Source organism: Thalassoroseus sp. (genome assembly GCF_984380535.1).
The window spans coordinates 11,681-31,849 of the sequence record NZ_CFHRBF010000003.1; the positions used below are offsets into that span (position 1 = coordinate 11,681).

A 20,169-nucleotide genomic window follows, 5' to 3' on the forward strand; every position below is an offset into this window, starting at 1 on the left:
GTAGCGTTTAAATTCGACCTTTGCGTCCAATATAGACGGAGGAATCTCGGCCGCCTCACGATTGGCATTCAAAATGCAGTCGCAAGTTCCCAGGCATGAACTAGATACGAAAAGGACGTCGGTTCCGAATCGGTTGATTCGGATGGACCCTTTGTCCGATCAGGCTTGGTGCGGCACTTGGATTCCAACACGAACAATTTGCTAACAGAAACACCGGAGGCAACGGGCGGGCCCAGTTTGCTCGAGCAACTTCTTGCCGAGCAAAACGAGTTGACCGCGGTCGAGTATTTCTCTCAGCAATGCGATTCGAGTGTTCCCTCGCAAGCCAAGTACTATCGTTCGCTCTTACCCGCTTCGCCACCCGGTGACGGAGAACAATACGCGTTCGATGTCGACCTCGATCGCTGTTCAGGTTGCAAAGCCTGTGTGACCGCATGTCATCGTCTGAACGGGCTCGATGACGGCGAAGCGTGGCGTGACGTTGGTCTACTGATCGGCGGAAAACCCGATTTACCCGTGCTTCAGCATGTCACGACGGCATGTCATCACTGTCTTGATCCAGCTTGTGCGAACGGTTGTCCCGTTGACGCATACGAAAAAGATCCCATCACGGGGATTGTGAAGCACCTCGATGATCAGTGCTTCGGCTGTCAATATTGTACGTTGGCTTGTCCTTACGACGTTCCCAGGTACAACGCGGAACTCGGCATTGTTCGCAAGTGCGACATGTGTTCCGACCGACTCGCCGATGGTGAGGCGCCCGCGTGCGTGCAGTCCTGTCCCCACGAAGCGATTCAGATCCAGATCGTGAAGGTCGCTGAGGTCCAGCAAGCTGCGAGTGCGGGCAAGTTCCTCACTGGGGCACCGAATCCCGACTATACGCTTCCCACGACACGGTTCCGTTCCCAGCGTGGTTCATCCGACAGACTTGTCCCCGGTGATCTGTATACCGTTCAGCCGGAGCATGCGCACTGGGCCTTGGTTATCATGCTCGTGTTGACGCAGCTTTCAGTCGGTGCGTTCTGGATGGAATGGCTGAATCCTGTTGCATCGGCATCACCTGGACCCGCTAGCTTTGCACTGATTTGCGGATTGATCGCCATCGGAGCAAGTACGTTGCACTTGGGGCGTCCGCAATATGCATTTCGAGCAATGATCGGCCTGCGTCATTCGTGGTTAAGTCGTGAGATTTTAGCATTCGGGATATTCGCCGGATCGGCATTGCTGTATGTCGCAAGCTTGTGGATGCCACCGGGGGTCTTAGACACAGATTTGAATCTTTCCACGTGGTTAGGTTTGGTCGTTTGTCTGTCTGGGCTCGTCGGCGTGTTTTGTTCGGCGATGATCTATCACGTTGTTCGGCGACCATTTTGGCACCTTTCTCGAACGCTACCAAAGTTTGTGCTGACGGGAATGACGCTCGGGGCCTTGGCCTCGGTCGCTTCCATGATCGTGGCTTACGGTGAGTCGGTCCATGCACGAATTCAGCCGCTGCTATGGGTGGTCGTCGGTGCGGGATTGCTCAAACTTCTGATCGACGGACTCGCATTCGTATCACTGCGAGACACGGAATTTACACCCGCCAAAAGGTCTGCAATTCTGCTGTCTGGTGAACTTCGCCCGGTAACGGTACTGCGTTTCGTTGCGGGTCTAGTCGGTACTGTCGTTTTGCCGCTGTTTCTTGTTTTCGGTGCTCCGCATGCAGGGACTCTTCTCGTTCTGTCCATCATCGCGCTTGGATTTGCAGTCGTCGCAGAGTTGGCGGAACGTTACTTGTTCTTCACAGCAGTTGTGCGACATAAGATGCCGGGAGGAATGACGCCGTGAGCGGAATCGATCGTCTTCCAATCGTCACTGAAACGAAGAAACGTGTCAGCAAACACGCGCCGAAACTTGCCGACTCGCTCAAATGGATGGGGCCATTTCGATCGCTCGTGCATGCCCGGAGCGGCCCACTCACCAGTGAGTTACTCCGCGAACCCGGTCAATTCGGATTGGGGCAAACGCCGAAGGGGTTCGTTCCCGAGCACGTCACAACGATGGTCTGCGGGTACTGTTCCACCGGCTGCGGGCTGAGGATTCTGTTGAAAGAGTCTGAAGCGGTCAGCCTTACGCCATCGACAGAATATCCGGTGAACTTGGGAATGGCGTGTCCCAAAGGGTGGGAAGCATTGACCGCATTGGATGCACCGGACCGTGCCACAGTGCCACTCTTGAAAGATGCGTCCGGCACGTTGCAGGAGACTAATTGGGACACTGCAATGACCATAATGGTCGAGCGAATTCGCGACGTACAGAAAGAGCACGGTCCCGATTCCGTTGCGTTTCTTAGCACCGGTCAAATTGCGACCGAAGAGATGGCATTGTTAGGGGCAGTCGCAAAATTTGGTCTCGGCATTCGACATGGCGACGGCAATACTCGGCAATGCATGGCGACGGCTGCAACAGCCTACAAACAGTCATTCGGATTTGACGCACCACCGTTCACTTATGCCGATTTCGAAGAGTCGGATTGTCTGGTGTTCGTCGGGGCGAATCCCTGCTTGGCACACCCGATCATGTGGGAACGGGTCATGCGGAACCGCCGCAACCCAGACATCATTGTGCTCGATCCTCGGCGGACAGAAACAGCGATGAACGCAACGCTTCATCTGCCTGTGCTTCCCAAGAGCGATCAGTCACTTCTCTATGGAATCACGCGAATTCTGATCGAACGCGGATGGTACGACGCGGAGTTTGTCGAACGACACACCAATGGCTTCGAGGAATATCGAGAGTTTCTCCAAAGCTTCACCCTCGAACGCGTAACCACGGAAACCGGTCTCACCGCCAAGCAGATCGAAACCTTCGCCGAACGGATTCACGCGCGCGAACGCGTGTCGTTCTGGTGGACGATGGGAGTCAACCAAAGCTACCAGGGGACACGAACCGCGCAGGCGATTATCAATCTAGCGTTGATCACGGGCAATATCGGTCGTCCGGGGACCGGGGCGAATTCCATCACCGGCCAATGTAACGCGATGGGGTCGCGTTTGTTCTCGAATACCACAAGTTTGCTCGGCGGGCACGACTTTGCTTCACCAATAGACCGAGCAAAAGTCGCCGAGATCCTCGACATCGACGAATCTCGAATTCCGACCGATTCCGGTTGGGCATACAACGAAATCATCGACGGCATACGTGACGGGCAAATCAAAGCCTTATGGGTAATTGCGACGAACCCGGCTCACAGTTGGATTGACCAAAACGCTTTCTCGGAGCTAATCGGCAACCTAGATTTCCTCGTCGTCCAAGACATGTACCACTCGACGGAAACCGCGGTGCGAGCCGACCTATTACTGCCGGCGGCTGCATGGGGGGAAAAGGAAGGCACGTTCATCAACTCCGAACGTCGTTTAGGCGTCCTGAAAAAAGTTCGCAAAGCGCCCGGGCAAGCATTGTCGGATTACAATATTTTTCGTCTCGTCGCCGAGTACGCGGGCTTGGGGGAAATGTTCGCCGATTGGGAATCCCCAGCTGCTGCATTTCAAATCTTGAAGCAGATCTCGGCGGGACAATTCTGCGATTTCAGCGGGATCAAAGATTTTCGAGCGATCGACGAAGCCGGTGGGATTCAATGGCCTTATTCGGAAGTCGATGCCAACTTTGGCGAACCCGTTACCGAGCGAAGATTGTTCGCGGACGGGCGATTCGTGTTTCCTGATGGACGGGCCCGAATTCTTTTCGATGAACCGAAACCGCCAAGCGAGCCAACTTCCCCCGAATACCCGCTCACACTGCTGACCGGACGCGGTTCCGCGTCTCAATGGCACACCCAAACACGCACTTCGAAAAGTGCAGTCTTACGCCGGTTATACCCCCAACATCAATACGTCGAAATGCATCCGGACGACGCACGATCCATTGGCATCCGACCGCAACAGTCGGTGTTTGTTGAGAGCGTCCGAGGAAAGCTGAAGGCTCGTGCGGTGCTGACACTCACGATTCCGCAAGGCCAAGTATTCATCCCGATGCACGAAAACACCACCAACCAACTCACCAAAGCCGTGTTCGATCCGCATTCGAAGCAGCCTTCCTACAAATCTTGTGCAGTTCGAATACGGCCTGCGGAGTGACGCAGGTCACCTTCGTCATCGAGGTCTCTGGCGGAGGGTAACCCTAGTTTCCACGGAGGCGAGGGTGGCCGCCGTCACTCCGTACCGAACAGCGAAAAACCCCGTCGACAGGACAATCGCACGGGCCATCGGCATGGTTGCCGATCTCGAAATCAACATTGACTAGCCGTTGTTTACAGATCTGATTCGAACTGACCATGCTTGACCAGCAACGCTCCAAAGCTCAAGCGATTGTAATCGTCGGAAACGGACCGACCGGTTACATGCTGTGTCGAAAGTTAGTCAGTCGACCTCACGACCAAGCGTTTCGTATTACGGTATTCGGTGAAGAACCGCGACCAGCCTACGATCGAGTTCGATTGACGGAGGCGTTCGATCATCACAGCGACGATGCACTCTCGTTTGCACCACGGTCATGGTACGAAGCCAATCATATTGAATTGCATACCGGTGATCCCATTGTGGAAATCGATCGGCTGCATCGAGTCGTCCGTTCGCGGTCCGGGCGAGAAGTCAAATACGATCGTCTTGTCCTCGCAACCGGATCTCGTCCGTTTGTGCCAAGCGTACCCGGCATCGATTCACCACATGTTTTCGTCTATCGAACACTAGACGATCTCCGCGCTATTCGAGCTGCCACCGAACTCGGGAAATCCGCTGCCGTCATTGGAGGTGGGTTACTCGGGTTGGAAGCCGCCAAAGCTTTGAACGACTTCGGCATACAAACTCATGTGGTCGAGATGGCGTCTGTATTGATGCCACGACAAATCGACACCGAAGGTGCAGCGCTGCTAAAGAAGCTCGTCGAGCACCTTGGTATCACGGTTCACCTATTGAGAACGACTGCAAGGGTTGAAGAAGTTGGGGGACGCTGTCGTCTAGTATTCAAAGAGCACGAACCGCTCGATGCGGATTTTATCGTCGTATCGGCGGGGATTCGCCCTCGCGATGAACTTGCTCGTGCCAGCGGACTCGATGTTGGGCCGCGTGGTGGAATCGTTGTGAATGACGAATTGAAAACATCCGACGATTCCATCTTTGCCATCGGTGAGTGTGCATTACATCGCGATACTATCTACGGATTAGCCGCTCCCGGCTATCACATGGCTGACTCTGTCGCAGAACGACTTCATGGGAAATCGGTTCGATTCACAGGCAGCGACGTATCCACCCGGCTGAAGGTTTTTGGGATCGATGTGTCCTTCTGCGGCGACTATCTCGACCCCAGCGGTGCACACGTCGAGACCTTCGAGAGTGAGAACGTCTATCGAAAACTAATCATCCGCGACGGGCGACTCTACGGCACAATTTGTGTGGGACCATCTCCAGAGTTGCCGCGACTTCAGGAAGCGATTTCACAAAAACGCCGACTTAGCATTCGAGTTTTGAATCGCTTTCAGAAAGAAGGATTGCTATGGCCGCCGAGCAACCAAAGTCGTGTCACCGAATGGCCCCCGGGGGCCGTCGTTTGTAGTTGTGTCGGGGTGACTCGTGAAGTGCTGACAACGGCGGTCGCCAACGGTTGTCGAACGATCGAAGCTATAGCCGATCAAACTCGCGCGTCGACGGTATGCGGATCATGTCGGCCATTGCTAGCGGAACTCGTTGGAGATCCCGTTTATACGAATACAGGCAAATCAACGAGTTGGGTTGGCCTAGTTTCGGTCATGTCACTCGTGTTCGTTGCCGCTACGATCCTAGTTGGTCCGCTAGATTATGCAGATTCCGTGCAATCATCGTTTCGAGCAGTTGACGCTCTGTGGCGAGAAGTATCCTGGCGACGAATTACAGGTTTTGTACTCTTAGGTATCACCTCTCTGACACTGTTGCTATCCGCAAGAAAGCGACTGAACTGGTTCCGTAAGGTCCCTTACGGTTTTTGGCGAGCCGTTCATACCGTGACTGGTCTAGTAACAGTATTAGGAGTGGCCATTCATACCGGATTGCGTTTCGGGCATGCACTTAATTTTTTGCTAATGACGGTGTTCCTCGGGGCGAATCTCGTTGGAGGAACTACAGGAGTGCTCACGGCACTCGAGACTAGAACGTCCGGCGCGACCGGGCGTTGGGTTCGTAAATGGAGACCAAGACTGACGCTAGCACACATCCTCTTACTATGGCCGCTGCCAATTCTGATCGCCTTTCACATTCTAACGAGTTACTACCTGTGAAACGCAATCGGACTCTATGGCTGCTGTGGTTGCTGAGTTCTACTGGTTTTGCAGTAGGGCTATGGATTGCGTTGCCGACTGAGAATAGCGCGAGCTCTGCATCTTTGATCTATCTACCGGGGGAAACGACTTGCGGTCATTACCAGATCGAAATTAAGTGTGCCGTCTGTCACGAAATCGGCGGGGACGTCCGAGAACAGTCCTGTTTGGACTGCCATGCCGATGAACTTAAGGAAGCACGCGATACACATAAGGCAAGCAAGTTTTCCGACCCGACAAAAGCTGAACTTTTGCAATATATCGACGCGACGTCTTGTATTGCCTGTCATAAAGAACATGTTCCCGGCCAAACACGAGAAATGGGAGTGACTTTGCCAGATGACTACTGTTGGCATTGTCATCAAACGATTGCCGAGGATCGCCCGAGTCACGCCTCGTTTCGTTATGACAGTTGTGCGACTGCGGGCTGTCATAACTTTCACGACAATCGAGCACTCAATGAGAATTTTCTGTTTCGTCATGTCCTTGATCCAGCTCATTGGAGCACCCAGAAAGTTCTAATTCGGGATAGCAAAGACAATGGATCTCAAAAGCTTTCTGCTTCCGATCACGATGGGCCATCGGACACCAAACCGCATGTGATCCGCGAATGGGTGTCCTCTGCTCATGCGAAGGCGGGGGTTAATTGTACCGGCTGTCATGAGGGATCGGATGGTACCGAGGGCGTTGATTCTAGTAAGGGATGGGAGAACCATGTCGATCATCGAGCATGTCAAAGGTGTCATGAATCGGAGACGGTCGGATTTCTTGCAGGTCGACACGGAATGCGTTTGTTCGTCGACTTGAGTCCGATGCGACCAGAATTAGCACGATGCTTGCCTATGCGATCTGACTCCGCTCACCGTGACCTGACATGTAATGCCTGTCACCATGCTCACGACGATGATCTTCGGCACGCCGCAGTCGACGCTTGTCTTGAATGTCATGCAGACAAACACAGTTTGGCCTTCAAAGAGACAAGTCATTACGAATTATGGCAACAAGAAATGTCTGACTCGGAATTTTCGGGAACGGGCGTCTCTTGCGCGACTTGTCATCTTCCCCGAATGAAAATCGGTGACAGCGTGCGTGTGGAACACAATCAAAACGCAAACCTTAGGCCCAACGAGAAAATGCTTACGAGCGTGTGTCTGAACTGTCACGGACTTGAGTTCTCGTTGAACTCTCTCGCTGATCGACAACTTGTCGAAAAGTGTTTTGGTGAGCCACCAGATGTGCAGGTCGAAAGCGTTGAAATGACGCGTCAATGGTTTGAAGCTCGGGGACGGAAACCTCCATCACCCAAGCAGGATTAACAATTTGTTAATACGCCAGTTACTTAAAGATAAGCAGCGAGACAAACAAGCGTTCGACAAACTTCATTGGGAGACGCGGAGGTCATCATGAAACGAGTTCGATTACTTACTCCGGTACTAATAGCCGTTGTCGGGAGCTGTATGTCACTTGTTGTCGGATGTGGAAAGCCAAGCGATGAGAGTGCGACATCGACAACAAGTCCTAGTGACGATGCGGGAATGATCTCGCCGCAAAAATTCGCGGATGCAGTCCATGCTGTGATGATGGCTGATCGGACGGTTTACGCAAAGCATGTTGTGACGAATCTCAAGAAGCAAAATGCGCCGGTTTCGCCTAGTGAATACTGGGAAGACGAAGAACACAAGATTCCACTTCCCGCGCAGATGTTTCGTATGGGATCGGAGATTGTCAACGAAGACTCGAATGCTGGTTTTACTTACGCATTAAAGTCGCTATGGCCGTTGAATCCTCAGAACAAGGCTGCTGAAGGTGTAGAAACTAAGGGGCTCAATGCCATCAAAGAGAATCCAGATGAGCCCTTCTATGAAACTGAGGAGATCAATGGCAAGAAGTACTTTACTGCAATCTATGCCGATCGCGCGGTCGCCGAGGCTTGCTGGGATTGTCACAACAACCATCCGAATAAGGGAGACGACTACCCGGAATTCGCTGAAGGCGACACGATGGGCGGAGTCGTCGTCCGAGTTCCTTTGAACTAGCTGTTCGTTTCCAGTCAGAAAGATCAAACATGCCAACAGATCAACAAATTGCACTCGTCCAGGATACTTGGAACGCAGTTGCACCGATATCCGATCAAGCGTCTGACATCTTCTACAACAGGCTATTTGAAATCGAACCCTCCGTTCGCCCTCTGTTTCCCGAAGATATGTCAGAACAAAAGAAAAAACTCATGCAGACGCTGGCCGTGTGCGTGAATGGACTTAAAAACTTCGAGACGATTCAGAATGCTGTTGTCGAACTCGGAAAACGTCATGTCGATTATGACGTCAAAGATGAACACTACGAGGTTGTCGGAAACGCATTGCTGTACACACTGATGGTCGGGCTTGGCGACCGATTCACATCAGAGGTGCAAGATGCATGGGCTGATACGTACCAAACCTTAGCGACTATCATGATTGAGGCGGGCAACCAAGCAAGAGCCGCCTCGTGATGATCGGTTGGTGCTAGAGCGTAGAGCATGTTTGCATGTTCTTTAGGCATTGGATCGGTGTGATTGCATCGTTAGGGAAAACAGATGAAATGTTTTCAATCCCCGAATACGGTGCGAAAGTTATCGAAATCAATTCATCTTGAGCATTCGTTGGAACTGGCACATTGATTGCATGTTAGTGCTGTTAGCTTCCGGCAACACTTTAATACTTGAAGGCGCATCAATGATCTCGATTCGTTGTCAGAGACTAGTTTCTTGCTTAATTATTGCAGTCTTTCTCGGTGTTAATGTCGGCTGCGGCGGAGGTGACCCGCTCGGTGATATTGATGTCAGCGACTTTCCGCAAGCTGAGACAAAGTCAGACCCACAGACCCAAAGTGCAGAGGGTACGGCTGCCTCCACAGCCGAGACGAAATTGCTGAATGTTGAGAAGGATCAACTTCGCTTCGGGTTTATCAAGTTGACCGACTGTGCCCCAATTGTCATAGCTCGAGAAAAGGGCTTCTTTGGCGACGAAGGTTTGCAGGTTGAAGTCATCGCGCAGCCTAACTGGAAAACGTTGTTAGACAACGTCATCAGTGGGGAACTGGACGGGGCGCACATGCTATCTGGACAACCGATTGCCGCCACAATCGGTATTGGAACGAAAGCTCATATCGTAACGCCGTTTACGATGGACCTGAATGGCAATGGAATTACAGTATCGAACTCCATCTGGGAGCAGATGCAACAGAACGAACCGAGTTTGAAAAACCCAACGCCAGAACACCCGATTTCAGCGAAGGCGCTCGTTCCCGTTGTGCAAGAGAAATTGACCAGCGGTGAGAAGCTACAGATGGGAATGGTTTTTCCCACGTCGACTCATAACTACGAACTTCGGTATTGGCTGGCTGCTGCTGGTATTCATCCCGGATTCTATACGAAGACAGATGATGGCGGTCGAACTGATGCAGAAGTTGAACTTTCCGTCACACCGCCGCCCGGGATGCCTTCCGCTCTCGAGAGTGGCAATATTCAAGGGTACTGTGTCGGTGAGCCATGGAATCAGCAAGCGGTTGCCAAAGCCATCGGCGTACCGGTCACGACGAACTACGACATCTGGAAGAACAATCCCGAAAAAGTATTCGGTATTACAAAAGCCTGGGCAGATGAGAACCCAAACACGTTGTTAGCCGTCGTCAAGGCGTTGATTCGTGCTGGTCAGTGGCTGGATGAAGTTGACGAAAATGGCAAGTTTGTCAATCGGGATGAAGCTTGTCGGATACTGTCACGCGATAACTACGTCGGAGCAGACTTTGACATTATTCAGAACTCGTTGACGGGCTATTTCTACTTTCAGAAAACTGACAAGCGGGCCATGCCTGACTTCAACGTGTTCTATAAATATCAATGTACCTTCCCTTGGTACAGTGACGGCGTTTGGTTCTTGACCCAAATGCGTCGCTGGGGGCAAATTACTGACCCCAAGCCGGCGCAGTGGTATCACGAGACTGTCAAAGAGATCTATCGTCCGGACATCTATAAGAAGGCTGCCAAACTGCTTGTCGATGAAGGTCGGATTAAGAGTGAAGACATTCCTTGGGATTCTGATGGCTATAAGCCGCCTACTGATGAGTTTATTGATGGTATTGTCTACGACGGCCGCAAACCAATTGAGTATCTCAACAGCCATACGATCGGTAACAAAGACGCTGAGCCTTGATTGCTTCTTTGGATGCTCATGCGGACGGTCGATTGGTAACGGACGATCATTACTGAGTGCTAACAAGCTATTAATCAACCATTTTGCCTAATCAAACTATCGCTCAATAGAGAAGGTGTCAGATGCCCACGCCGACGGATACGGTTTCCTCATCGGAAACAGAAGTGAAAACCGATGCCCCATCAGAAGGAGTGGAGGAACCGGTAAAGCAAGGGCGTGGGAAAGCAGTCAAGTATGCGATTATCAAATGCATCGATTTTACAGGACTGACTTTTCTGACGCCGATCGTCCGGCTGTGCACGGGTGAAGAGGTTGACAAGCAGCTCAAGAAGATCGGGCAGTACATTGTGGTGCCTGCCTTGGCTATTGTGGTCTTTCTGTTGACTTGGAGTTGGATTGCTCCAAAGCACAAGACGAAGTCTGGTGAGGTGCCGACTCCAACCGTTGTCTGGGACGCCGCACAAAACATTTGGACCTTCCACGAACGCGAAGGCTTCAAGGAAGCGGCTTACAATCTCGACAACCCGCGTCGAGAAGCGTTCCTGCAGGCCGTCGATAAGCGAATTGCCGTCCTCAAGCCGGTTGAGCAACAAGTCAATGCTGTCGTTGAACAAGTTCGGTTAGATTCGGAATCCGCTGTCGCTCGTGAAGTCGACCCGATCGTCAAGGAACATGAAGAGTTGAAAGCGAAGTTTGCAGCCGACGCTGCTGTGCGTGAGAAGACACTTGCGGACAAGGCAAAGTTGTTGGATGCGACTGACGAACAGGCGCGGGCAGAATACTTTGCAGCGGTACGCGAGCATTTGGATCAGAGTGAAGTTGAGGAAGAAGAGCTTAGCCTACTATTAGCTGAGGCTGATGAAATCCGACGTGGCAGCAACTCTGAACTGAAAGCGGCTCTTGCGACACAAACGAAGGTCGCTGAGGAGATGCAGTATCTTCGAAAGATGAAAGATCTGCTGAGTCGTGCAAATCGGAACGTCCGACTAGCATCTGCGGAGGATCAGTTGCGACTTCAGGAAGCAACTTTCCTCGAAAAGACGTCTCCCGAGGATCGCTACTTGCAAGCGAGGGGGATTGCGAGTTCGCAGCAAAGGATCGATCGTATGGCGGAGGCCGAGTATGCGAAGCCGTGGACTCTGCCAATGCAAGTTTATCGAAGTGTCGCATGCGTGTTTTGTGGGTTCTTGCTAGGGACGATTATCGCAGTTCCGATCGGTGTATTGTGTGGTTTATCAAGTACGTTTATGGCAGCGATGACCCCGTTCATTGCACTGTTCAAGCCGGTGTCGCCGATTGTTTGGTTGCCAATTGCGTTGATCGTCGTCGGTGGATTCATTCCCGATCCTGATAAACACTGGCTGATCACGCTGTTGGCTGAGCTGCCACTCATCGGGTGGTTCAAGATCAATCCCGCGTTCATGGCCTGTGCGATCACGGTAGCACTGTGTTCTTTGTGGGCGACGATGGTCAATACTGCTTTTGGTGTTGCGTCAATCGATAAAGATCACCTGAACGTTGCCGCGGTGCTTCGACTCGGTTTTTGGGACCGGTTGACCAAGATCATTATCCCGTCCGCTTTGCCTTTGATTTTTGCCGGTATGCGTATCTCCCTCGGTGTCGGCTGGATGGTGTTGATTGCAGCGGAACTCTTAAGTTCTTCTGAGGGCATTGGGAAGTACGTTTGGGATCAGTTTAACAATGGTGGTAGCGACTCTTTCGCGAAGATGATCGTCGTCGTGTTTGTAGTTGGATTTGTCGGCTTGATCTTAGACCGCATCATGATTGTATTCCAACGTCTTGTTAGCTTCGATGAGTCGCCTAGTGTCGTGTAGTTGTAGTCGTTGTCGTTCGGTCGAGATGAAGTCGCTAGTGAGAGGTTAGGTCGATGAGCTTTTTAGAGATCGATAACGTCTGTTTGGGGTACGGTCCACCGTCGCATCGTTATGAAGTTCTTGAGAACACGAATCTGTCAGTGGAAGAGAATGAGTTCATTGCAATTATCGGTTTCTCTGGGAGCGGCAAAAGCACGGTGATTTCGCTGCTGGCCGGTTTGGTTTCACCAGATCAGGGCGAAATCAGACTCAAGGGCAAAACCGCACACGAGCCCGGGCCGGATCGAGGAGTGGTTTTTCAGAATTACTCGCTGCTGCCATGGCTGAGTGTCTATGGCAACATTGATCTAGCCGTTCGACAGGTTTTTCCTGAAATGCCTAGGTCTGAGAAACGCGATTACATCCAGCGATATATCGACCTAGTCAGTCTGACAAACTCCGAATGGAAGAAGCCGCATGAGCTTTCAGGCGGGATGCGGCAACGTCTGTCGCTTGCAAGAACCCTATCAATGCAGCCGGAAGTCTTATTGCTCGACGAACCGCTTAGCGCTTTAGATGCGTTGACTCGTGCGGTTTTGCAGGATGAGATTATTCGGATTTGGGAAGAAGACCGTCGGACTGTTGTGATGGTGACGAACGATGTCGACGAAGCAGTGCTGATGGCGGATCGTATTGTCGCGTTGACTCCTGGACCGAAGGCGACTCTTGGTCGTAGTTTCCCAGTGGAATTGTCGCGTCCGAGGGATCGAGCGACTCTCAACTTTAATCCAGAGTTCAAGCAACTGCGAAATGAAGTCACGAATTATCTGATGACGATCAATCAAGAAGCCAAGGAGCTTCGCGTGTCTGATGAACTTGTGTTGCCAGATATTCAGCCCATTGAATTTTCCGCCGCCTAGCATTCCGAAATACTAGACAGGTCACAGTAAGATGACTGAACCTCAAGACGCCCGCTTTGTCGAACTATTTGAACTGACGAAAGCCTATCCGAATCCTTATGGGGATCCGTTTCTGGTCGTCGATCGGTTCAATTTGATCATTCCTCGCGGCGAAGTGGTGAGTGTGATTGGGCACTCGGGCTGCGGCAAGTCCACCGTGTTGACGATGATCGCGGGGCTCAATCCGGTAACGTCCGGCGGGATTGTTGTCTCCGGGAAGGAAGTAGCTGGGCCCGGGCCGGATCGTGCGGTTGTGTTTCAGTCGCCATGTTTGCTTCCGTGGATGACAGCCAAGCAAAACGTGTTACTTGGAGTCGATCGGGTCTATCCACATGCGACAAAATCAGAACGTCATCAGCTTTGTGAGTACTATCTCAATCGTGTCGGACTAGCCGATGCGATGGATCGTTATCCGCGTGAATTGTCGGGTGGGATGCAACAGCGAGTCGGTATCGCCCGCGCGATGGCATTGAAACCGAAGATGTTGTTGCTCGACGAACCGTTTGGCCGACTAGATTCGCTCACACGTATGGAGCTTCAAGATGTCGTGCTTGATATTCTAGCGCAAGACAAGATTACAACCGTCGTGATTACGCACGATGTCGATGAAGCAATCTACATGTCTGACCGGGTGTGTATGATGACGAACGGTCCGGCGGCAACTGTCGGGCAGGTGTTGGCTTTGCCGTTTCCGAGGCCACGTGTACGGGCAGAAGTGCTGGAGCATCCGGACTACTACGATTTTCGTGGCAGTCTGATTTCCTTTCTGCAACACCAGGAATTTCTCAAGGAAGGTGCCTCGGGTGGTGTTGTCACTCCAAAGTCTCCTCCTCTGGAGACCCCTGCGTTTCTGCTGAACCCCGAACCGGATCCGGTCGAAGAAGAGGAGATGGTTGGCGGGGCTGTTTAGAGTTTCAGTTCGATACTGTGACCCGAGATATCGATGGAAGCGTTCGCTGTTGTTCGCTCCCACGTACGACACACGCTTTCTATTTGACCGACTCGTATGCAACCCACTCCGTCTCCCCAATCCGACACTAGTAAGAATCCGATGACCGTTGCCAGTGATGGTTCTCTTTTGCGGGCGATCGAAGTTTGGCGGCCGGCGGCCGATTCCGAGCAACTCGTTTGCGTCAATGGGCACTATGACGATTGCGAACCGTTTGCCAACTTTTCTAAGGGGGCAAAACCAGATCCGATGATCTCGCAGATAACGGACTCCGGGTTGCCGATGGTTTTTTCGGATCTGGCACCAGTGATGTCGACGAGACTAGAGGGGGCCGTAGAAGCTGGCGTCACTTCGGCTTTGGGGGTTCCAACCGTCATTGGAGGTGTGGTTTCTGCGGTTACGATGATGTATTTCAGTGAGTCTGCTGGTATCGTAGGAGCCATCGAATCCTGGGTGCCGGATAAACAACGTCGCGAATTGACGTTAGGAACGGGGCACTATATCAACCTCGGACTCTTCGAAAAGACGAGTCGCTGTATCAAGTGGCCATTCGGAGCGGGACTACCTGGACTGACCTGGCGAACGGCAATGCCTCAACTTGTGGCCGGGATTGGTCGCTCGCCGGCGTTCATCCGTGGGGCGGACGCTCATGATTCGGGTCTGGACGTGGGTATGTCCTTTCCGATTTTTTCGAGCGTCGATGATATCCGTGCGATCGTGTTGCTGTTGTCGTCGACTCATTCGCCTATGGCAAAGCTGTTTGGACTTTGGGTCCCCGATGAGGATGGACCGATTCTCAAACTGGAACGACTATGTGCCAGCGAGGGAACGGGGGCCAACGTGACCGATTGGCAAGACAAGCTAAAGTGCGAGCCCTTTGAAGGAATCGCCGGGAAAGCTTGGTCCTCGCGAACTCCGGTCCTGGAAACGCATTTGGCCGATGGCCCGGAACCGGATCGAATCAGCGAAGTCTGCAGCGTCCCGCTGAGTTGGGGACTGGCTCTACCCAGTATTGTCGGGAATCGAGTGCACGCCGTTTGCACACTCTACGGATAGAGCATTGGAACGCAGATTCCGTGTCGTTCGGCGTATCAACTATGACAGGTTCACGGAGGACCGTTAGTCATGGAGTTTGCTGAGATCGCGAATCGCTTCGACGAGATCGAGCATGCACTCGAATCGTTGGTTACGATCCTTGGCGATTGCTTTGAAGACGATCGGCTCAAGACCCTTCGGGAAGACGGTGTCCGGTCGCTGTTCCGCCAGTGATGGAGGTTCAACGTGGAGAATATTGTCGAAGGTTTCATCGAGATTCTGGCCCCGAAATGGCTCTTTCAGGGTTAGCATTTCGTAGAGCACGACACCGAGGCTAAAGATGTCAGACCGTTCGTCAATCGAAAGATGAGATTCGATTTGCTCCGGCGACATATATAACGGTGTGCCCGGTCGTTGACCGGTGCTCGTAAGCGACTGGATATCAACTTCCGGCCGATCGCTTGTGATCAGGGGGCTGGCGGAATCGGAAACGCCTTCGTCCGGCAGGCCCCAAACTTTGGCAACGCCCCAGTCGAGCAATACGACTTCTCCGAAATCGCCGATCCAGATATTCTCCGGCTTCACATCGCGGTGAATCACTCCCCGCACATGGGCATAAGCCAACGCCAGCCCAACCTGCTCGACGACATTCAGCAACGTTTCGAGGTCGTATTTTTCCTCAGTCGTTTTATCTCCCCAACTGAGCCGCTGCAAAATCGCGAACAAGTTTTCACCCGCGATCCGCTTCATCGTAAAATACAGCGAACCTGGGCCCCGTCCGACTTCATAAACCGGAACGGTATTAGGGTGCTGGAGTTGGGCGGTGATGCGGGCCTCACGAAGAAAACGCCGTCGTTCACGCGGGTCAAGAGCGCACTCGCTCGACAAACGCTTCAACGCAACCGTCCGTCCGACGATCCCGTCAAAACAGGAATAGAGGACGGCCTTGACACCGCGTGTCATGACCTTGAAGTCGGAGTACTTGTCGTACCCGGTCGGCAACTCCTCGGGGAGTTCCGGGTCCGTTCCCGATAGGATGATCTTTGAGCGATCGCTCCGCGAATAACCCATTAGCAGAACCTTGGGATGACGTGGAATAATTCCGGGAGGAGTGTCCAGAGCGCCGAACCTACTCGTCCATAATGTCTTTTTCTTTGTCGTCGGCGGCCTTGTTGACTTTCGCCTCGTACGTCTTTGTCAGTTCTTGAATCTGGTCTTTGACGGTGTCGCGGATGTCTTCGCTCATCGTTTTGTCTTTTTCCGCTTGGTCGGCGTGTTTGTTGCCGTCGCGGCGGATGTTGCGGATGGAAATCCGTGCTTCCTCAGCGAGTTCCTTAAGTCGGCTAACCAACTGCTTGCGGCGTTCGACCGATAGCGGCGGTATGTTGAGCCGGATCAATCGGCCATCCGAGTTGGGAGCCAGGCCCAAGTCGCTGGTCTGAATCGCTTTGGAGATCGCGCCGATTGACGAGGCATCAAAGGGGCGGATGACGATCTGTTGCGGTTCCGGGACGCTGATATTGGCCAACTGCTTTAGCGGCGTCGGTGATCCGTAGTAATCGACACGCACGGAATCGACGAGTGCAGGTGTCGCTCGGCCGGTTCGTAGTCCTTGGAGCTGATCGCGAAAAACGTGGACGGCTTTCTCCATTCGTTCTTCGGTGTCGAGGATGATCTCGTCCTGATCCATAACCGGGGATTCCTTATCAGCAAGGTGGATTCGTGTGTCGTCAAGCAATTCCAATACAGAGGTTCAATGCCCTCAGCATGCCAACTGATAACCTAACGAAATCCGTTCGCGATGGGAACAACTAGAGCTGATTCAATTTCACTGCCAGACGATCAGTCGGCCTGAATTCGCAAGTCACGAAACGATACACCAACCCCATGGTTTTGAAGCCCCAGGTAACCTCGTGTTTGTCGTAGTTGAATCGCCGGGTGCGTTTCCGGGGTGACGTGAACGACTTCCACCCCGTTATGAATCGTGCGAACCGTGCTGCCTTGGCAGTCGATTTCTAACGTGTTCCATTCACCATGCGGTCGACAGACGCGTGGCGAGGCACCGGCGATGTCGTAGACGGATGCAGAGAACTGATAATCCTTCAGATTGCGATAACGCTTTGCAGTGTCGTCAAGAATCTGTACTTCGAATCCGGCAGGTGGTTGGGAATCCTTGTCGCGGTGGTGGTTGCCGTCGTGCGGGACACGTACGTAGACGCCGCTGTTACCTCCCAATTGCACACGGTATTGCAAACGAAGGTTGAAGTCGCCGTACTCGAGTTTGCTTCGTAACCACGGTCCCTTGGGTTTAACACAGGTCAGAATGCCGTCCGTCAGCTCCCAACACGCTTCCGGCGGCTGTCCCGCGCCTTCCCAATGAGCTAATTCGTTTTTCTCAAGCAGACTTTCGAAACCGAATTCAGTCACATGGATGTTTCGGAAGCGAAACTGGCCGCCGTTGGGAACTTCGATCTGAATCCCGATGTAACCTTCTGGAATTTTCAGCCCATCCACGCGGTAGGCTGACTTTCCGTTGACCTTCAACGCGACGGTTTCGCCACGGACCGTGATGTCGAAGGCGTTCCAGTCGCCATTTCGGATCAACCCTTCCGTGGTCGCACCGGGAAGATTTCCGATGTGCCCTTCTTTGCCATCAAGCAAATTGATTTGGTACGCCTGTTTTGGGAACGGTGCACCGGGTTTTTGGGCTCGGATGTAGATGCCGGCGTCGTATTTGGCTTCTTTTAGGGCTTTCCATTCCAGGTGCATGTGGAAGTCGCGGTACGTATGGTGAGACCGTAGCCAGCCATCGCCGGATTTCAGTAACAATTCGCCGTTGTCGAACTCAACTTCGCAATTGTTTTCGACGCTCCATGCGGTCAGGCCGTGATCTCCAAGATACGAAATCTGAAAGCCGTCCGCAGCGAACACGCTTGGGCAGGGTACCAGAATCAAATTCAACGCAATTGCCAACCAGAATTTCATGATGAAGTCGCATCTCGCAGGTGCAAAAAGGACGGAGTTTTTCGAGGCCAAACCACCGTACCGGTGGAATTCCAATGATTCAAGGGATGCAATCTGTTCTTACGGTCAGTTGTGTTGGCGGGGTTGCCGGTGACCCAGGCAATTCTCGGCGTATCTGGTCAGCATCCGGCCGGGGACTGTCGACCGGCAGAATCGTTAGATTCTACCTATTGTTTTATTGGTTGTTCCGATTATTCGGGTCGAACCGTGCATGGATCTACTGCTCGGAAAAGTTTGGCCATGCCGAGCGTCCAGGTCTCACCTGCTTCTTGGATTTGCCCGATGAAACAGGTCAGATGGTTTGAATGGGCTGTGCTCACCATTCAGTCCTTGGGACGTGCACAATCGGAATCGCGGTGACGTGAGACTGAGTGCTCGTGCGGCCCAATCACTGTCGTGTCGTTTTCGAAAATCGATGTCGGTCGATCCTACCTAATTGCAGTTGACTGACCCCAAGCACGCGAAAGCGACACCTTCAAAAATCTCACCCGGCATCGAACGGCCCGGTGTAAAACGGACGTTACAAAGACAGGAGATGGAATGGAATTCTTCAAAAAACCAGGTAAGTTGGCTTCGCGAGTTTGCGGTGCACTTCTGGGCGGTGCGATGCTGTTGTCATTGCCAGCTGCTGCGTCAGCGCAAGACTACGATACAGTCGATCAACCGTTCGAACTAAGCACTGCGATCCTCGGTGAAGATGCTCCGTTCACGATCGGTGGCTGGACACAAATTGGCTACCACGATCAGTCGAACGGCGTGTTCAACGCGCACCCTGATCAAGTGAACCTCCACCAACAATGGCTCTACGCTGAACGTGTCGCTGACGGCAGCGACGGGTTGGACTTCGGTTTCCGGTTCGATGCCGTCTACGGTGTTGACGGACCGAACACCCAAGCCTTCGGCAACCCTCCTGGCACATTCGATCTCGACGAAGATTTCACCCACGGGATCTACGGCTGGGCTTTGCCACAAATCTATGGTGAAGTTGCCTACGGCGACCTCTCGGTCAAAGTTGGTCACTTCTACACCATCATTGGTTACGAAGTTGTGACGGCTCCCGATAACTTCTTCTACAGCCACGCCTTCACGTTCAACTTCAACGAGCCGTTCACCCACACCGGCGTCTTGGCGACGTACAACGTCAACGAAGACATCACCGTTTGGAACGGGTGGACAGCTGGTTGGGACACCGGGTTCGAGCAGTTCAACGACGGCGACGATTCCGACGGTAGTAACTACCTCGGCGGTGTCAGCGTGAACCTGACGGACACGATGACCGCGATCTGGGCATGCACCATCGGTGACTTCGGCTTCATCGGCGAAGGCTACATGAACAGCTATGTGTTCGACTGGGCCATCGCGGATGACTTGAACTATGTGTTCCAGTTCGACTATCTCCACACCAACGCTGCTAGCCCAGTTGGCGGCGACGGTGGAACGGATAGCCACTCCTTCAACCAATACCTCTTCTACACGATCAACGACTGGATGACAGCTGGTGCTCGTGGCGAAATCTGGACGGTTGAAGACCAAAGCTACTACGAATGCACACTCGGTTTGAACTTGCGACCTGATCCGAATGTCGTGATTCGTCCCGAAGTTCGTTGGCAAGAAGGTCTCGATGACACCGCAACCGGCTTCTTCGATCGCCAATTCGGTCTGCCGACCGACAGTGCCGGCGAAGCCATCTTCGGTGTTGATGCGATCCTGACCTACTAAGCGTCGGAAACGATCAAGTATCTTCGGGTACTTCTCCATAAAACAGAATGGGCGGTTGACCAACTGGGTCAGCCGCCCGTTTTGCGTTGATGCAGCTGAGAACCGAGCGTACCGAGCCTGGTCTATTTCGGATTCGCTTGTTCGAAATCCG

At 52.7% G+C, this 20,169-nt stretch carries 15 protein-coding genes and 1 pseudogene; 13 read left to right on the forward strand and 3 right to left on the reverse strand.

Going from position 1 to position 20,169, the window contains the following annotated elements; translation table 11 throughout:
* Positions 1 to 168 precede the first annotated feature (168 nt).
* The 12 genes and pseudogenes from AC5DDB_RS04715 to AC5DDB_RS04770 all read left to right on the forward strand — a co-directional run bounded on the left by AC5DDB_RS04715 (position 169) and on the right by AC5DDB_RS04770 (position 15,296).
* A complete protein-coding gene (locus tag AC5DDB_RS04715; protein ID WP_491738533.1) occupies positions 169 to 1,827 on the forward strand; it encodes a DmsC/YnfH family molybdoenzyme membrane anchor subunit in 1,659 nt (552 codons plus the stop codon).
* Between the two features lie 86 nt (positions 1,828 to 1,913).
* Positions 1,914 to 4,115, forward strand: coding sequence for a molybdopterin oxidoreductase family protein (locus AC5DDB_RS04720; RefSeq protein WP_491738814.1), 2,202 nt, complete (start codon positions 1,914 to 1,916; stop codon positions 4,113 to 4,115).
* 197 nt (positions 4,116 to 4,312) lie between these two features.
* Positions 4,313 to 6,286 (forward strand): FAD-dependent oxidoreductase, encoded by a 1,974-nt coding sequence (locus AC5DDB_RS04725; protein WP_491738534.1) that lies wholly within the window; start codon positions 4,313 to 4,315, stop codon positions 6,284 to 6,286.
* Positions 6,232 to 6,678, forward strand: a pseudogene (locus AC5DDB_RS04730) (cytochrome c3 family protein); the annotation flags it as partial. The gene AC5DDB_RS04725 and the pseudogene AC5DDB_RS04730, both read left to right, overlap by 55 nt.
* Positions 6,679 to 7,167: 489 nt before the next feature.
* Positions 7,168 to 7,641, forward strand: a complete 474-nt coding sequence (locus AC5DDB_RS04735) for a hypothetical protein (RefSeq protein WP_491738819.1) — start codon at positions 7,168 to 7,170, stop codon at positions 7,639 to 7,641.
* A gap of 87 nt (positions 7,642 to 7,728) precedes the next feature.
* Entirely contained in the window at positions 7,729 to 8,361 is a 633-nt protein-coding gene (locus AC5DDB_RS04740; RefSeq protein ID WP_491738535.1) for a Tll0287-like domain-containing protein, read from the forward strand.
* A gap of 29 nt (positions 8,362 to 8,390) precedes the next feature.
* Positions 8,391 to 8,816 (forward strand): globin family protein, encoded by a 426-nt coding sequence (locus AC5DDB_RS04745; protein ID WP_491738536.1) that lies wholly within the window; start codon positions 8,391 to 8,393, stop codon positions 8,814 to 8,816.
* 223 nt (positions 8,817 to 9,039) lie between these two features.
* Entirely contained in the window at positions 9,040 to 10,518 is a 1,479-nt protein-coding gene (locus AC5DDB_RS04750) for a CmpA/NrtA family ABC transporter substrate-binding protein (RefSeq protein WP_491738537.1), read from the forward strand.
* Positions 10,519 to 10,640: 122 nt separating this feature from the next.
* On the forward strand, positions 10,641 to 12,353 hold the full coding sequence (locus tag AC5DDB_RS04755; RefSeq protein ID WP_491738538.1) for an ABC transporter permease: 1,713 nt from the start codon (positions 10,641 to 10,643) through the stop codon (positions 12,351 to 12,353).
* A 53-nt stretch (positions 12,354 to 12,406) separates the two neighbouring features.
* Positions 12,407 to 13,252 carry an ABC transporter ATP-binding protein gene (locus tag AC5DDB_RS04760; protein WP_491738539.1) on the forward strand — a complete coding sequence of 282 codons (846 nt, stop codon included), beginning with the start codon at positions 12,407 to 12,409 and terminating at the stop codon, positions 13,250 to 13,252.
* Positions 13,253 to 13,283: 31 nt separating this feature from the next.
* Positions 13,284 to 14,201: an ABC transporter ATP-binding protein gene (locus AC5DDB_RS04765; protein WP_491738540.1), complete on the forward strand. Its 918-nt coding sequence runs from the start codon at positions 13,284 to 13,286 to the stop codon at positions 14,199 to 14,201.
* Between the two features lie 141 nt (positions 14,202 to 14,342).
* Positions 14,343 to 15,296 (forward strand): hypothetical protein, encoded by a 954-nt coding sequence (locus AC5DDB_RS04770; protein WP_491738541.1) that lies wholly within the window; start codon positions 14,343 to 14,345, stop codon positions 15,294 to 15,296.
* A 63-nt stretch (positions 15,297 to 15,359) separates the two neighbouring features.
* Here AC5DDB_RS04770 and AC5DDB_RS04775 read toward each other — a convergent pair whose 3' ends face one another.
* The 3 genes from AC5DDB_RS04775 to AC5DDB_RS04785 form a co-directional block, all read right to left on the reverse strand.
* Positions 15,360 to 16,346: a serine/threonine protein kinase gene (locus AC5DDB_RS04775; protein WP_491738542.1), complete on the reverse strand. Its 987-nt coding sequence runs from the start codon at positions 16,344 to 16,346 to the stop codon at positions 15,360 to 15,362.
* A 58-nt stretch (positions 16,347 to 16,404) separates the two neighbouring features.
* Positions 16,405 to 16,965: a ribosome recycling factor gene (gene frr, locus AC5DDB_RS04780; protein WP_491738543.1), complete on the reverse strand. Its 561-nt coding sequence runs from the start codon at positions 16,963 to 16,965 to the stop codon at positions 16,405 to 16,407.
* A gap of 152 nt (positions 16,966 to 17,117) precedes the next feature.
* Positions 17,118 to 18,260: a 3-keto-disaccharide hydrolase gene (locus AC5DDB_RS04785; protein WP_491738544.1), complete on the reverse strand. Its 1,143-nt coding sequence runs from the start codon at positions 18,258 to 18,260 to the stop codon at positions 17,118 to 17,120.
* Positions 18,261 to 18,839: 579 nt separating this feature from the next.
* Between AC5DDB_RS04785 and AC5DDB_RS04790 the strand changes: the two genes are divergently transcribed.
* Complete coding sequence (locus AC5DDB_RS04790) at positions 18,840 to 20,018, forward strand: outer membrane beta-barrel protein (protein WP_491738545.1); 1,179 nt, start codon at positions 18,840 to 18,842, stop codon at positions 20,016 to 20,018.
* Positions 20,019 to 20,169 lie beyond the last annotated feature (151 nt).